This is a genomic window from Aeromicrobium duanguangcaii (assembly GCF_024508295.1).
In the GTDB taxonomy this organism is placed as follows: Bacteria; Actinomycetota; Actinomycetes; order Propionibacteriales; family Nocardioidaceae; genus Aeromicrobium; species Aeromicrobium duanguangcaii.
Genome location: NZ_CP101990.1, coordinates 1,992,741 through 2,006,693 on the forward strand (window position 1 = coordinate 1,992,741; position 13,953 = coordinate 2,006,693).

The 13,953-nt window shown below is 72.8% G+C and carries 16 protein-coding genes; 4 read left to right on the plus strand and 12 right to left on the minus strand.

Translation table 11 applies throughout. The features are described from left to right. Positions 1-49: 49 nt before the first annotated feature. The 3 genes from pyrH to rpsB all read right to left on the minus strand — a co-directional run bounded on the left by pyrH (position 50) and on the right by rpsB (position 2,741). The gene (gene pyrH / locus NP095_RS09795; RefSeq protein ID WP_154594716.1) at positions 50-754 is read right to left on the minus strand and encodes a UMP kinase; all 705 of its coding nucleotides are present in this window, start codon (positions 752-754) and stop codon (positions 50-52) included. A 145-nt stretch (positions 755-899) separates the two neighbouring features. After that, entirely contained in the window at positions 900-1,715 is an 816-nt protein-coding gene (tsf, locus tag NP095_RS09800; RefSeq protein ID WP_256766058.1) for a translation elongation factor Ts, read from the minus strand. A gap of 69 nt (positions 1,716-1,784) precedes the next feature. Then, on the minus strand, positions 1,785-2,741 hold the full coding sequence (gene rpsB, locus NP095_RS09805) for a 30S ribosomal protein S2 (RefSeq protein ID WP_256766059.1): 957 nt from the start codon (positions 2,739-2,741) through the stop codon (positions 1,785-1,787). Between the two features lie 314 nt (positions 2,742-3,055). On the opposite strand from rpsB, the gene NP095_RS09810 reads away from it, so the two are divergent. Then, a complete protein-coding gene (locus tag NP095_RS09810) occupies positions 3,056-3,934 on the plus strand; it encodes a peptidoglycan DD-metalloendopeptidase family protein (RefSeq protein ID WP_256766060.1) in 879 nt (292 codons plus the stop codon). A 3-nt stretch (positions 3,935-3,937) separates the two neighbouring features. Here the strand turns inward: NP095_RS09810 and NP095_RS09815 are convergent, their stop codons facing one another. Genes NP095_RS09815 through NP095_RS09835 form a run of 5 tightly spaced genes read right to left on the minus strand, consistent with a single transcriptional unit; the run spans position 3,938 to position 7,869 of the window. Then, complete coding sequence (locus NP095_RS09815) at positions 3,938-4,858, minus strand: tyrosine recombinase XerC (protein ID WP_256766061.1); 921 nt, start codon at positions 4,856-4,858, stop codon at positions 3,938-3,940. 44 nt (positions 4,859-4,902) lie between these two features. Next, positions 4,903-5,940 carry an ABC transporter ATP-binding protein gene (locus NP095_RS09820; RefSeq protein ID WP_256766062.1) on the minus strand — a complete coding sequence of 346 codons (1,038 nt, stop codon included), beginning with the start codon at positions 5,938-5,940 and terminating at the stop codon, positions 4,903-4,905. Then, positions 5,934-6,716, minus strand: a complete 783-nt coding sequence (locus NP095_RS09825) for an ABC transporter permease (protein ID WP_256766063.1) — start codon at positions 6,714-6,716, stop codon at positions 5,934-5,936. The genes NP095_RS09820 and NP095_RS09825 overlap by 7 nt, the downstream gene beginning before the upstream one ends. Continuing rightward, on the minus strand, positions 6,713-7,468 hold the full coding sequence (modA, locus tag NP095_RS09830; RefSeq protein WP_256766064.1) for a molybdate ABC transporter substrate-binding protein: 756 nt from the start codon (positions 7,466-7,468) through the stop codon (positions 6,713-6,715). The genes NP095_RS09825 and modA overlap by 4 nt, the downstream gene beginning before the upstream one ends. Beyond that, complete coding sequence (locus NP095_RS09835) at positions 7,465-7,869, minus strand: TOBE domain-containing protein (RefSeq protein ID WP_249378453.1); 405 nt, start codon at positions 7,867-7,869, stop codon at positions 7,465-7,467. Before NP095_RS09835 ends, modA begins: the two co-directional genes overlap by 4 nt. A gap of 45 nt (positions 7,870-7,914) precedes the next feature. Between NP095_RS09835 and NP095_RS09840 the strand changes: the two genes are divergently transcribed. From NP095_RS09840 to NP095_RS09850, 3 genes are read left to right on the plus strand one after another with little or no spacing between them, the layout of a single operon-like run. Continuing rightward, positions 7,915-9,138 (plus strand): molybdopterin molybdotransferase MoeA, encoded by a 1,224-nt coding sequence (locus tag NP095_RS09840; RefSeq protein WP_256766065.1) that lies wholly within the window; start codon positions 7,915-7,917, stop codon positions 9,136-9,138. Beyond that, complete coding sequence (gene moaC / locus NP095_RS09845; protein ID WP_249378455.1) at positions 9,135-9,623, plus strand: cyclic pyranopterin monophosphate synthase MoaC; 489 nt, start codon at positions 9,135-9,137, stop codon at positions 9,621-9,623. The genes NP095_RS09840 and moaC overlap by 4 nt, the downstream gene beginning before the upstream one ends. After that, positions 9,616-10,122, plus strand: coding sequence for a MogA/MoaB family molybdenum cofactor biosynthesis protein (locus NP095_RS09850; protein WP_256766066.1), 507 nt, complete (start codon positions 9,616-9,618; stop codon positions 10,120-10,122). Before moaC ends, NP095_RS09850 begins: the two co-directional genes overlap by 8 nt. 17 nt (positions 10,123-10,139) lie before the next feature. Here the strand turns inward: NP095_RS09850 and NP095_RS09855 are convergent, their stop codons facing one another. From NP095_RS09855 to NP095_RS09870, 4 genes are read right to left on the minus strand one after another with little or no spacing between them, the layout of a single operon-like run. Next, positions 10,140-10,808 (minus strand): class I SAM-dependent methyltransferase, encoded by a 669-nt coding sequence (locus tag NP095_RS09855; RefSeq protein ID WP_249378457.1) that lies wholly within the window; start codon positions 10,806-10,808, stop codon positions 10,140-10,142. Between the two features lie 5 nt (positions 10,809-10,813). Continuing rightward, the gene (gene dprA, locus NP095_RS09860) at positions 10,814-11,932 is read right to left on the minus strand and encodes a DNA-processing protein DprA (RefSeq protein ID WP_256766067.1); all 1,119 of its coding nucleotides are present in this window, start codon (positions 11,930-11,932) and stop codon (positions 10,814-10,816) included. Beyond that, positions 11,929-13,506, minus strand: coding sequence for a YifB family Mg chelatase-like AAA ATPase (locus tag NP095_RS09865; RefSeq protein ID WP_256766068.1), 1,578 nt, complete (start codon positions 13,504-13,506; stop codon positions 11,929-11,931). Before NP095_RS09865 ends, dprA begins: the two co-directional genes overlap by 4 nt. Then, the gene (locus NP095_RS09870; RefSeq protein ID WP_249378460.1) at positions 13,506-13,868 is read right to left on the minus strand and encodes a YraN family protein; all 363 of its coding nucleotides are present in this window, start codon (positions 13,866-13,868) and stop codon (positions 13,506-13,508) included. The genes NP095_RS09865 and NP095_RS09870 overlap by 1 nt, the downstream gene beginning before the upstream one ends. Between the last annotated feature and the right edge of the window lie 85 nt (positions 13,869-13,953).

Below are 13,953 nucleotides of genomic sequence, written 5' to 3' on the forward strand. Positions count from 1 at the left end.
GTGTCTCGTCGATCACGTCATGCTCCGTTGCATCGTCGGGTGTCCACGCTCACGCATGGACGAGTGTTCCGATCATCTCACCACGCAGGGCACGGGTCACCGCACCCTCGTCGTTCATGTTGAACACCATCATGGGCAGTTCGTTCTCCATGCACAGCGCGAAGGCGGCCGCGTCGACCACCTGCAGGTTGCGCTGGAGGGCTTCGTTGAAGGTGATGGAGTCGAAGCGCTGGGCCTCGGGGTTGCTGCGGGGGTCGGAGTCGTAGACCCCGTCGACGCCGTTCTTGCTCATCAGCACGACGTCGGCCTTGATCTCCAGGGCGCGCTGGGCAGAGACGGTGTCGGTCGAGAAGTACGGCATGCCGGCGCCGGCGCCGAAGATCACGACGCGGCCCTTCTCCATGTGCCGGATGGCCCGGCGCGGGATGTACGGCTCGGCGACCTGGGCCATGGCGATCGCGGACTGGACGCGCGTCTCGACGCCCTGCTTCTCGATGAAGTCCTGCAGCGCGAGCGCGTTCATGACGGTGCCCAGCATGCCGATGTAGTCGGCGCGGGCGCGCTCCATGCCACGCTGGCTGAGCTCGGCCCCGCGGAAGAAGTTGCCGCCGCCGACGACGATCGCGACCTGGACGCCCTCGCGGACCGCCTGGGCGACCTGCTCGGCGGCGTCGTTGACCACGTCGGGATCGATGCCCGTCGCTCCTCCACCGAAGACCTCACCGGAAAGCTTGAGAAGAACGCGGCGAGCCATGGGCACCAGATTATCCGATGGCGTCCCCGCCGGTGCACCCAGCGTCGACTTCGGCGCCTCGTGCGGGAGTGACTGCCGAGACGCCGGGGAAATGCACGAGGGCCCCGTGGATCGCTCCACGGGGCCCTCGTCGATCAGGTGCGGCTCAGGCGCCGACCTCGATGTGGCTGAAGCCCTTGACGGTGATGCCGGCCTCATCCGCGACGGCCTTGACCGTCTTCTTGTTGTCGGTGACGCTCGCCTGGTCCAGCAGCACGTTCTCCTTGAAGAACCCGTTGACGCGACCCTCGACGATCTTGGGCAGAGCCTGCTCGGGCTTGCCCTCCTCCTTGGCCGTGGCCTCGGCGATCTCGCGCTCCTTGGCGACGGTCTCGGCGGGCACGTCCTCGCGGGTCAGCCAGCGCGGGCGCATCGCCGCGATCTGCATCGCGATGCCGCGAGCGGCGTCCTCGTTGTCACCCTCGTACTCGACGAGCACGCCGACAGCCGGCGGCAGGTCGCTGGCGCGACGGTGCATGTACGTGGCGACCTGGCCCGAACGGGCGCTGACGCGACCGAGCTCGAGCTTCTCGCCGATGACGGCGGCCAGGGCGCTGATCGTCTCGGCGACCGTCTTGCCGTCGTCGAGCGTCACGTTGGCGAACTCCGCGGCGTCCGCCGGCTTGGCGGCATCGGCCGCGGCAGCCAGGCGCTCGGCCAGGGCGATGAACTGGTCGTTCTTGGCGACGAAGTCCGTCTCGGAGTTGAGCTCGACGAGAGCCGAGCCCGAGTTGGCGACGAGGCCCGAGGAGGCCTCGCGCTCGGCGCCGCGCTTGGCGGCCTTGGCGGCACCCGAGATCCGCAGGATCTCGACGGCCTTGTCGAAGTCACCCTCGGCCTCGGTGAGGGCCTTCTTGGCGTCCATCATCCCGGCGCCCGTGGCGTCGCGGAGCTTCTTCACATCGGCAGCGGTGATTGCCATGTTTCAACCTCTGTTCTGGTGACGCCGGCCCGACGGGTCACGTCGGGCCGGCAGATGATCAGGGACGGCTCAGGACTCGGCGGGCGTCTCGGCCGGGGCGTCGGCCGCGGGGGCCTCGGCAGCAGGAGCCTCGGCAGCGGGAGCCTCGGCAGCGTCAGCCGCGGGGGCCTCGGCAGCGGGGGCCTCGGCAGCAGGCGCCTCGGCAGCAGGCGCCTCGGCGGCGTCGGCGGCGGGGGCCTCAGCGGCCTTCGAAGCGAGCAGCTCCTTCTCCCAGTCGGCCAGCGGCTCCTCGGCGCCGAGCTCCTGGCCCGGGGTCTCCTCACCGGTCTTGGCGCCACCACGCGACATGAGGCCGTCGGCCACGGCGTCGGCGATGACGCGCGTCAGCAGGCCGACCGAGCGGATCGCGTCGTCGTTGCCCGGGATCGGGTAGTCGACGTCATCGGGATCGCAGTTGGTGTCGAGGATCGCGACGATCGGGATGTTCAGCTTCTTGGCCTCGTCGACCGCGAGGTGCTCCTTCTTGGTGTCGACGATCCACACGGCGTTGGGCACGCGGCCCATGTCGCGGATGCCGCCCAGGGTGCGGTTGAGCTTGATGTACTCGCGACGCATCTGAAGGAGTTCCTTCTTCGTGCGGTTGGAGCCCGCGACGTCGTCGAAGTCGACCTCCTCGAGCTCCTTCATGCGCTGCAGACGCTGCGACATCGTCTGGTAGTTGGTCAGCATGCCGCCGAGCCAGCGCTGGTTGACGTAGGGCATGCCCACGCGCTTGGCCTGCTCCTCGACGGGCTCCTGCGCCTGGCGCTTGGTGCCGACGAACAGGATCGTGCCGCCGCGGGCGACGGTGCTCTTGACGAACTCGTACGCCGAGTCGATGTAGGACAGCGACTGCTGCAGATCGATGATGTAGATGCCGTTGCGCTCGGTCATGATGAATCGCTTCATCTTGGGGTTCCAACGACGGGTCTGGTGCCCGAAGTGAACGCCGCTCTCGAGCAGCTGACGCATGGTGACGACGGCCATGGCCGTACTTCCTTTCAAACCAAGTTGACGCATCGCCGGTCGACGATGCCCTGGTGTCCCACGCGGGCCACCCGATGAACATCGGGACCCGGGCCGCGCCCCGTTCGGTTCTCACGTCACGGGAGGAGGACACGCGAATTTCCGCCCCGGAAGGCAGATGGGTCAAGTCTAGTGCACCCTCCTCGTCCCGAGGAAATCGGCACCAGCGGAGGGCGAAGCGCGGGGCGTCCACACCCCGAACCGCCGTGATCGACGCGTCCACAGGCGTCGGCGAGCGGGTTCCGGCGGCCGCTCCCCCGCGCTTGGCTCGGGTCATGCGCCGCCTCCTCCTGCTCGTGTTTCCCCTGCTCGCCCTGGCGGCTGCGGCCCCTGCGCACGCGTCGCCGTGGCAGTGGCCGCTCGGCGACCACCGGATCGACCGGCCCTTCGATCCGCCCGCGTCGGACTACGGAGCCGGACACCGCGGCATCGACATCCCGGGCCGGACCGGGCAGACCGTGCGCGCCGTGGCCGCCGGGCGCGTCACGTTCGCCGGCCGGGTGGCCGGGGTCTGGACGATCACCGTGACCCACGGCGACGAGCGGTCCACCTACCAACCGGTCTCCCCCGCTGTCCGCGTCGGTGACGCCGTGACGGCCGGCCAGCCGCTGGGCCGGCTGCTGGGCCGCCACCCGTCGTGCCGGCGCACCTGTCTGAACCTCGGACGCCTGCGGGGCGAGCAGTACCTCGACCCGGCCGACCTGCTGGCGACGTCGGGCTCCTACCGGCTCATCGACCCGGACGGGGCGCCACCCGAGCCACCGGACCTCGTCGGCGGCGACCTCCCGCTCGACGGCCCGGTGACCTCCGCCTACGGGATGCGGGTCCATCCGCTGACGGGCGTCCGCAAGCTCCATGACGGCGTGGACATCGGCGCCCCCTGTGGCACCGCCGTCCCGGCCGCGGGCCCCGGGCGGGTCGACCGCTCCTCGTCGAACGGCGCCTACGGACTGCAGGTCGAGATCCGGCACGCGGGCGGCACGGCCACCTCCTACTCGCACCTCTCGTCCCTCGCGGTGCGCGTCGGGGAGCAGGTGGGCGGGGGCACCGTCGTGGGGCGGGTCGGCTCGACCGGCAGCTCGACCGGGTGCCACCTGCACTTCATGCGCCTCGTCGACGGACGGCCGGTCGACCCACTGGGCACGTCCCGGTGAGGATCAGGCGCGGGGATGCGCCTGGGTGAACGCGGCGCGCAGGCGGTCGGCGCTCACGTGGGTGTAGATCTGCGTCGTCCCCATCGAGGCGTGTCCGAGCAGCTCCTGCACGGACCGCAGGTCGGCTCCTCCCTCGAGCAGGTGGGTGGCCGCCGTGTGGCGCAGGCCGTGCGGGCCGACGTCGGGCGCGTCGGGCACGGCCGCGACGCGCTCGTGCACGATGCGGCGCACGACGCGCGCGTCGATCCGTCCGCCCCGGGCGCCGAGGAAGAGCGCGGGCCCGCTTCCGGCCACGGCGAGCGCGGGCCGCCCGCGCTCCAGCCACGCGGTCAGAGCGTCGGCGGCCGGCACCCCGTACGGGACCATGCGCTCCTTGGAGCCCTTGCCCAGCACCCGCAGCACCCGACGCGAGGCATCGAGGTCGTCGATGTCAGCGCCCACCAGCTCGCCCACCCGGACTCCGGTCGCCCACAGCATCTCGATGATCGCGAGGTCGCGCAGGCCGGTCGGGCCGTCGTCCTCGATGGACTCGACGATCGCCTCCACCACGCCGCGCATGTCGACCTGGTTCAGCGCCGGGGGCAGCGTGCGGTGGGCCTTCGGCGCGGCCAGCAGCGCCCCGGCGTCACGCGTCGCGCGACCGGTGCGCTCCAGCCAGGCGGTGAAGACCCGCGCAGCCGTCGAGCGCCGGGCCATCGTGGTGCGCGCGCGACCGCGGGTCTGCAGGTTCGCCAACCAGCTGCGCAGCGTGCGGATCGTGAGGTCGGCCGGATCGGCCACGTGCAGGAGCGTCGCGTGCTCGGCCAGGCTCGCCAGGTCGGTCAGGTAGGCGCGGATCGTGTGCTCCGACAGGTCGCGCTCCTCGCACAGGTGCCGCTCGTAGTCGGCCAGCGTGCGGGCCCACGCCTCGGAGAAGTCACCCACGCCCCCACTCTCCCATCGCCTCGCGGCGGATCCGGGGAGGTTGGTCAGACGGGTTCGAGCCGGACCTCGGTGGCCTTGATGCTCAACCAGAGGTCGTCGCCGGGCTCGAGTCGCAACTCCGCCGCGGCGGCCGTCGTGACGTCCGCGATCCATCCCTCGATCTCGACCCGACAGGTCGCACCGCGGGACTCGATCGCACCGACGGTGCCGCGCAGGACGTTCCGCGGGCTGCCGGCCGGCTGCTCGCGGTGCAGTGCCACGGCGGTGGGCGCGAAGGTCGCGGTGGCGCCCGCTCCGGCCGACAGCGGCCTCGCGGCGATGCCGGTCAGCTCGCGGCCGTCGTTCGCGCGCACCGTGTCCACCCCCGTGGCGACACCCTCGACGAGATTCACGCCGGCCAGCGCTGCGCCGAACGCGCTGCGCGGGTGAAGCAGCACGTCGCGCGCCGGACCCTCGTGGACGATCCGGCCGGCCTCGACGACGACCGCCCGGTCGGCCAGCGACAGCGCGTCCAACGGATCGTGCGTGACCAGCACGGTCGTGGTCCGCGCCAGGATCACGCGCAGCAGTCGCCGCAGCTCCGGGACCGCCTCGACGTCGAGCGCCGCCAGCGGCTCGTCCAACAGCACGACATCGGGCTCGACCGCCAGGGCACGGGCGATCGCCACCCGCTGGGCCTGCCCGCCGGAGAGCTCCCGCGGGCGTCGCTCGGCGAGCGCCGAGCCTCCCACCTGCTCGAGCCACTGGTCGCCGAGCCTCGTGGCATCCGAACGGCCCTGACTGCGCGGGCCGAAGGCGACGTTCTCGCGCACCGTCAGATGGGGGAACAACCGTGCCTCCTGGCCCAGCAGCGCGACCGAGCGACGGTGCGGGGGCACCCACACGCCGTCCGCGACCAGCACCCGCTCCCCCACCGTCACGTGACCCTCGGCAGGCCGCCACAGGCCGGCGATCGCCGCCAACAGCGACGACTTGCCCGCTCCGTTCGGGCCCAGGACGGCCAGGGTCTCGCCGTCGGCCACCTCGACCTCCATGGCGACACCCCGCCCCGGATCGCTCAGGACGGCCGCGAGCCTCACCACGGGGACCGCCCCGGTCGGTGCACCAGTGCGATCACCGCGAGTGCCACCGCCACCAGCAGGAACGACAACGCGATGGCGGCATCGGGATCGACCTCGCGCTGCAGGTAGATCTCGGTGGGCAGGGCGCGAGTGACGCCCTGCAGGCTCCCGGCGAAGGTCACGGTCGCTCCGAACTCGCCCAGGGCGCGAGCGAACGACAGCACGGTGCCCGCGATCAGGCCCGGGGCGACCAGCGGCAGGGACACCCGCACCACCACGCGCGTCGGCGCGGCTCCCAAGGTCGCGGCGACGTCGGCGTAACCGGGGTCGACGGCGCGCAGGGCGCCCTCGAGCGTCACCACCAGGAACGGCAGCGACACGAAGGTCTGTGCCAGCACCACCGCCAGCGTGGTGAACGCGATCTCGATGCCGAACGCCTCCAGGTGCTGTCCCAGCCAGCCACGGCGCCCGAAGGTCGCCAGCAGCGCGATGCCGCCGACGACCGGCGGCAGCACCAGCGGCAGCAGCACGAGCGCCCGCACGACGGACGCCCATCGCGCCGACGACCGGGCCAGCACCAGCGCGAGCGGCACCCCCAGGACCAGGCACAGCACGGTGCTGGTCGCCGCGGTGCGCAGGCTCAACCAGAGCGCCGCCCGCGACTCCTCGGTCGTCACGAGCGACACGAAGTCCTGCCAGTCGACCCGCACCACCAGCCCCGTGACGGGCAGCACGAGCAGGGCGAGGCCGAGTACGGCCGGCACCAGGACCCAGACGGGGACGTCGGGGTGCTTCACGGCGTCCCGAATCCTGCCTCGGTGAGCACCGTCCGCGCCTCGTCACCCGACACGAACTCGACGAACTCCTCGGCCAGCGCAGACCGGTCGGACCCGCCGAGCGCGGTGATCGGATAGCGGTTCACGACCCGTGCGGCGCCGGGGATCTGGATGCTCCTCACCCGATCCCCCGCCGCCAGCGCGTCCGTCCGGTAGACCAGGCCCGCGTCGGCCTGGCCGCTGGTGACCTTGCCCATGACGTCCGAGACCGCCTGCTCCTCGCTGACCGGTTGGGCGCGCGTCCCCGTGGCCGCGAGCAGCCGTCGCGAGGCCGCGCCACAGGGCACCCGCGGGGCGCACAGGACGACCTTCACCCCGGCTCGGGACAGGTCGTCCACCGATTCGATCCCGGCCGGGTCGTCCACCGGCACGACGAGCACGAGCGTGTTCGTCGCGAACACCACCGGGGACGGGTCTGCGGCGTCCTGCTGGACGCGCGCCATCGTGGACTCGTCGGCCGCCGCGAAGACGTCGGCCGGCGCGCCCTCGCCGATCTGGGCGGCCAGGGTCGATGAGCCGCCGAACGACAGGCGCACCTCGACCCCGTCGTGGCGGTCCTCGAACTCACGGGCGATCTCGGTGAAGGCGGGAGTCAACGAGGCGGCGGCGAAGACCTCGAGCCTGCGGTCGTCGGACCCACCGTCCCCGATTCCGCACGCCGCGGTCCCCGCCAGCAGCAGCCCCGCGAGGGTTCCGGCGAGGGCTCGCCTCACGGCGCGTCGCCGGGGGTCTCGAGGGTCACATTCGTGGCCTTGATCACCGCGACGGCCACCACGCCGGGCTCGAGCCCCAGCTCACGGACCGATTCGGTGCTGACCAGCGAGACCACCCGGTGGGGACCGCACTGCAGTTCGACCTGCGACATGACGCGGTCGCTGACGACGTCGGTGACGATGCCCACGAACCGGTTCCGTGCGGATCTGCGGACGGTGGTCGGGTCGGCGACGGACCGGCCCTCGGCGCGGACGTACTCGGCCAGGGCACGTCCGTCGACGACCGTGCGCCCCGAGGCGTCCTTGTCGGCGGGCAGACGACCGGCCGTGACGAGTCGGCGTACGGTGTCGGTGCTGACACCGAGAAAGTCGGCAGCGTCCGAAATCCGCACCTGAGACATGAAAGCGATGTTAACGGCTCAGATGCGACATCGACAGGAGCCGAGATGAGCAGATCGGTCGACGAGCACGTCGGCGAGGTCGCCGCGGCGATCTCCCGGGCGGCGCACCGCAGGACGCAGGACCGGCCCGTCGAGAGGCCCGTGGCTCCCGGCTTGGTCGGCCGACTCGCCGCCCCTGCCGTCTCGCGGCTCGACGTCCCCGGCTTCGACAACAGCCAGATGGACGGGTTCGCCGTGCATGCGGCCGACCTCGCGCGAGCCGCAGACGCGCCCGTCGCCCTGCCCACCGTCGCGCACGTCGTGGCGGGCGATGCCGCCCCGGCGCCCCTCGCCCTCGGCACCGTGGCGCCGATCATGACCGGCGCGCCGGTGCCCCCGGGGGCGGACGCCGTCGTGCCCGTCGAGCGGACCGTCGCTCGCGAGTTCGGTCCGGTCGGCGGCGGCGCCGTCGTCGAGTTCACCGCGCCCGTCGCGCCCGGGACGTTCGTCCGCGCGCGCGGCACGGACGTCCGGGCCGGGGAGGCCGTCCTGGAGGCGGGCGCTCCCCTGCATCCCGCCGCCGTCGGCGCGCTCGTCGTCGCGGGCGTCGAGACCGTCCGGGTCGCCCCCGCCCTGCGGCTGGCCATCGTCGCCACTGGGGCGGAGCTGATCAGCGGCGCGGTCCCCGACTCGAACTCGCGCGTCCTGCTGGCCCACGCCCACGAGCTCGGACTGGAGGCGACCGCACACGTCGTGCCCGACGACCCGGCCGAGCTCGAGGCGCTGCTGGACCGGCTGGCCCCGCGGACCGACGTCATCGTCACCACGGGTGGCGTCAGCGCCGGGACCCGGGAGGTGGTGCGCCAGGTGCTGGAGCCCCGGCCGGGCGCCTGGTTCGACCATGTCGCGGTGCAGCCCGGTGGGCCCCAGGGACTGGCCGGCTGGGACGACGGCGACCGGGTGGTGCCGGTCGTGTGCCTGCCCGGCAATCCGGTCAGCGTGCTGGTCTCGTTCGAGCTGTTCCTGCGGCCTCCCCTGGCCCGGGCGGCGGGACGCATCGACCAGCGCCCGACCGGGACCGGTCCACTCGCCGAGCCGCTCACCTCGCCGTCCGGCCGCCTGCAGGTCCGCCGTGGCCTGCTGCGCTCCGACGGCAGCGTGAGTCTCGTCGGTGCGGCGGGCTCCCATCTGCCCGTCTCCTATGCGCGCGCCGATCTGCTCGTCCTCGTGCCCGAGGACGTCACCGCGCTCGATGCCGGCGATATCGTGCAGTGGTGGAGGATCGCATGAGTGAGGGAACCGGCGACTCGGGACTGTCGCACTACCGCGCCGACGGCAGCGCACACATGGTCGACGTGTCCGGCAAGGCCACGACGAAGCGCCAGGCGACGGCCTCGGGACGGCTGCGCACGCGCGCCGATGTCGTCGCCCGGATCATGGCCGGCGACCTGCCGAAGGGCGAGGCCCTGGCCACGGCCCGGATCGCGGGGATCCTCGCCGCCAAGCAGACGCCGTTCCTCGTGCCGATGTGTCATCCGCTGCCGCTCTCGGCGATCACGATCGACTTCCGGGCGCTGGACGATGCCGTCCACATCGAGGCGACCGTGGCCACCACGGCGCCGACGGGCGTCGAGATGGAGGCCCTCACTGCCGTCAGCATCGCTGCGCTGACCCTCTTCGACATGGTCAAGGCCGTCGACGCGACCGCCGTGATCGAGTCGGTGCGGGTCGAGTCCAAGTCCGGCGGCACGCACGACTGGGAACGCGATGACTGAGTCGTCCCGTCGCCTGCTCGGAGTCGTGGTCTCCTCGACGCGGGCCGCGGACGGGCGCCGGGCGGACCTGACGGGACCGCGGATCGCCGACTGGGGTCGCGCCCACGGCTTCGACGTCACCGGACCGCACGTGGTGCCGGACGGACCCGAGGTCGAGCACGTGCTGCGCCGTCTCGTCGACGAGGGCTGTGCGCTGGTGCTGACGACTGGCGGGACCGGCTTCACACCGGACGACCACGCCCCCGAGGCGACGGCCGCGCTCATCGATCGACCGGCGCCCGGGATCGCCGAGGCCATCCGGGCGCGTGGGCTGCTGACGACTCCCCATGCCGCTCTCTCGCGCGGCACGGCCGGCATCAGCGGATCGACCTTGCTGGTCAACCTCGCCGGGTCGACCGGCGCCGTGCGCGAGGGCCTCGAGGTGCTCGAGACGTTCATCGACCACGCGCTGGAGCAGCTCGGTCACGGGCGCTCCGCGGATCGCCCTCTGCACACCTGACGGCGACCCGTCGTGGCTCAGGTCCGCTGCAGCAGCAGGACGCTGTCGCGGAGCACGACCTCGTCACCGTCCGGAGAGAACGCGCGCCGGTCGCGGACCTCGGCGATCACGGTGCGCCAGGAGTCGGCCGGCAGGTCCAGCATCGCCAGGTCGTCCGCTGGCGAGGGGAAGTCCACGTCGTGGACGTGCTCGTGCGCGTGCTCGTCGTCGTGGGCCCACGGCGGCGCCTCGGCGTGGGCGATGACCAGCAGGTGCCCGCCGTCGGCCACGCGGTCGGAGGCCGTGCGCAGGATCCCGGCCCGGTCCAGCCGGACCGGCGACTGCAGGAACGACGCGGTCACGAGGTCGAACCGGCGCGTGCAGGACCAGGTGCCGAGATCCGCGGCCACCCACGTGACGCGCTCGCTCAGCCCGGCGCGCTCGGCGGCGACCTCGGCCCGGGCCAGCGCGGTCGGGGAGATGTCGATGCCGGTGACGTCCCACCCACGCTCGGCCAGCCACAGGGCGTCTCCTCCCTCGCCTGCGCCGAGGTCCAGGGCCGTGCCCGGCGTCAGCTCGGAGGCGACCTGCGACAGCGCGGCGTTCACGTGGCCCGACCAGACTCCGTCGCGCGAACCGTACTTCTGCTCCCAGTGGGTGAAGACCTCATCGGCCTGTGCCTGATCCATCGCCGACGATTCGTTCACGGGTATCAATCTACCCGGCCGGGTGCAGCGTGAAGAGCGATGGAGCGTGACCATCCGGCCTCCGTGACGGACACCACGCCGTGGCCGTGCAGCTCACGCAGCGCCCGGTGCACCGCGACCGGACTGAGCCGCAGCGCCGAGGCGATCTGCTCGGCCGGACGCGGCTCCGCCTCGAGCCGCACCCAGACCCGCCGCGCGGCCGGGCCCACGTGCGGCAGGCCGTCGTCGACCAGCCCGAACGTGTCGGCCACGACGTCTCGACCCGAGGTGACAAGGAGCGCCTTGCCCTCGCGGATGGCCCGATGCGTCCCGCAGGACGCCTGTGCCGTGATCGGTCCAGGGACCGCCATGGTCGTCCGTCCCAGCTGGTCGGCCCAGTGCAGCGTGTTGAGCGATCCGCTGCGCCCGGCGGCCTCGACGACCACCACTCCGACGCTCAGGGCGGCGATGATCCGATTGCGCACGAGGAACCGATGCCGCTGCGGCTGCGCTCCGGGAGCGAACTCGCTGATCACCAGACCCTCCTCCGCGATGCGCCGCAGCAGCGCAGCGTGGGCGCGCGGGTAGTCGACGTCGACCCCGCAGGCCATCACGGCGACGGTGGGACCACCTCCGAGCAGGGCGCCGCGATGGGCGCAGGCGTCGATCCCGAAGGCGGCCCCGCTGACGACGGCATGGCCCTGGTCGGCACAGTCGGCGGCGATGTCACTGGCGGACTCGGCCCCGTAGGTCGTGCAGCCGCGTGCGCCCACGACCGCGATCGGCGCCGACGCGATCGCCGTGAGGTCACCCCCGCCGCGGACCCACAATCCGAGGGGCGCCCCCGTGACCTGGCCGATGCCCTCGAGCTGGTCGAGGTCGTCCAGCGCCACGGGCCACCCCGGCGATCCCGGAACGACCCACCGCGCCCCGACGGCGTCGGCGCGCCGCAGGGCTTCGTCGGCCTGTCGCGGCGCCTCGGCTGCGCCCTCCTGCCATCGGTCCGGGATCTCGGCGCCACCGCGCACGACGGACTGCCACAGCTCGAGCGGATCGCAGCGCTCGCGCCACAGCACCAGCCGAGGATCGCCCGCCTCGGCCACGAGCGAGAGCATCATCGCGGCCCGGGCCCGGCTCCTGGTCATGCCGCCTCCAGGAGTCGCACGATGTCCCCGCCGATCGGACTGCCCCGGCGCAGGTCCAACGCCGTCTGCACGTCGTCGATCGTGGGTCGGTCGTGGCCGCACAGGTCGGCGATGCTCCACGCGAGTCGCAGGACCCGGTCGGCCGAGCGCGGTGTGACCTTGTGACCGCGCACCTGCTGCTCGAGCAGCCGGGTCCCCTCGGCGTGCGCCGGCCATTCCTTGCGCAGGTCCACGCCGGGGACGGCGGCGTTGACGCGCCACGGGGTGTCCGCCAGGCGACGGCGCTGGCGGGCGCGAGCCTCGGCGACCCGCGCCGCCAGGTCGCTCATCGCCGGGCGGGCGCCGAGTCCGTGGACCAGCTCGCGCCGGGACGGCTCGACCAGGGTGCGGTGGATGTCGATCCGGTCGCGGATCGGCCCGGACAGGCGGTCGGCGTAGCGACGGCGTGTGGCCGCCGAGCACTCACAACGCTGCATGACCGACCCGGCGTGCCCGCACGGGCACGGGTTGGCGGCCAGCACCAGCTGAAAGCGCGCGGGGAAAACGGCCGTCTGCGCCGACCGCGAGACCACGACCTGCCCGCTCTCGAGTGGCTGCCGCAACGCCTCGAGCACGTTGATGGCGAACTCCGGGGCCTCGTCGAGGAACAGCACCCCGTGGTGGGCCAGCGACATCGCGCCGGGACGGACCACGCGACTGCCTCCGCCCACCACCGCGGCGGCGCTCGCGGTGTGGTGGGGCTCCAAGAACGGCGGCCGGATGAGCATCGGCACGTCCGACGGCAGCACCCCGGCGAGCGAGTGCAGAGCGCTGACCTCGAGGGAGTCGTCGGGCTCGAGATCGGGCAGCAGGGCGGGCAGTCGCTGGGCGAGCATCGTCTTGCCGACCCCGGGCGGGCCGGTCAGGAGCAGGTGATGACCGCCGCTGGCGGCGATGACGGTGGCGAGGCAGGCGTCGTCCTGGCCGACGACATCGGTCAGGTCGAGCCGCCCGGAGGGGATCACCCGGCTCCACGCGGCGTCGGCCGACTCGTCCAGCGGCGGCACCGGCGGATCGTCCGGCTCCTCCTCGCCGCGCAGCATCGCGACGACCTGGCGCAGCGAGCGCACCCCGACGACCTCCACTCCCGGCACGAGTCGCGCCTCGGCGAGGTTGGACTCGGGGACGAAGACGCGCTCGAACCCCGCCTCGGCCGCGGCGAGCGTGGCCGGCAGGACACCGCGAACCGCGCGCAGCCGTCCGTCGAGCGCCAGCTCGCCGAGGAACACGGTGCGCGCGAGTCCTTCGACGGGCACGACGGACTTGGCGACGAAGACGCCCAGGCCCATGGCGAGGTCGTAGTGAGGGCCGCTCTTGGGCAGGTTCGACGGCGCGAGGTTGATCGTGACGCGCGTGTCGGGCCACGCCGTTCCGGAGTTCACCACGGCCGAGCGCACCCGGTTCCGGGCCTCGCTGACCGTCGTGTCGGCCAGCCCCACCACGACCGTGGCCGAGAGCCCGGAGGCGATGTCCACCTCGACCTCGACCGGACGCCCCGCGAGGCCGTCGAGCGCGATCGACGCGATGGCCGCCATCAGGCCACCCCGGCGATGCGCTCGACCTGCGGTCCCCCGCTGCGTGGCACCCACACGGTGACGACGTCGATGCGCACGCCGTCGGGGTGGACCTGATGCTGGTCCAGCCAGCGCGAGAGCGAGCGGCGCAGTTGGGTCAGCTTGCGGGCGGACACCGCCTCGAGCGCGGTGCCGTGGGTCGTGGTGGTCCGCGTCTTGACCTCGCACACCACGAGCGTGTCCCCGTCGCGGGCGACGATGTCGATCTCGCCGTGGTGGCAGGTCCAGTTGCGGGCCAGGATCACCATGCCGAGACCCCGGAGGTGGTCCGCGGCGATGCGTTCGCCATAGGCGCCGAGGGCTTGGTTGCGCGCGTAGGTCATGGGGCGAGCCTTCCGGCTCGACGCGACCGCGAGAAGGCTCCGAGGGTGGCCTGTGGACACGCCGGCCCACGTTCGACCGACTGTG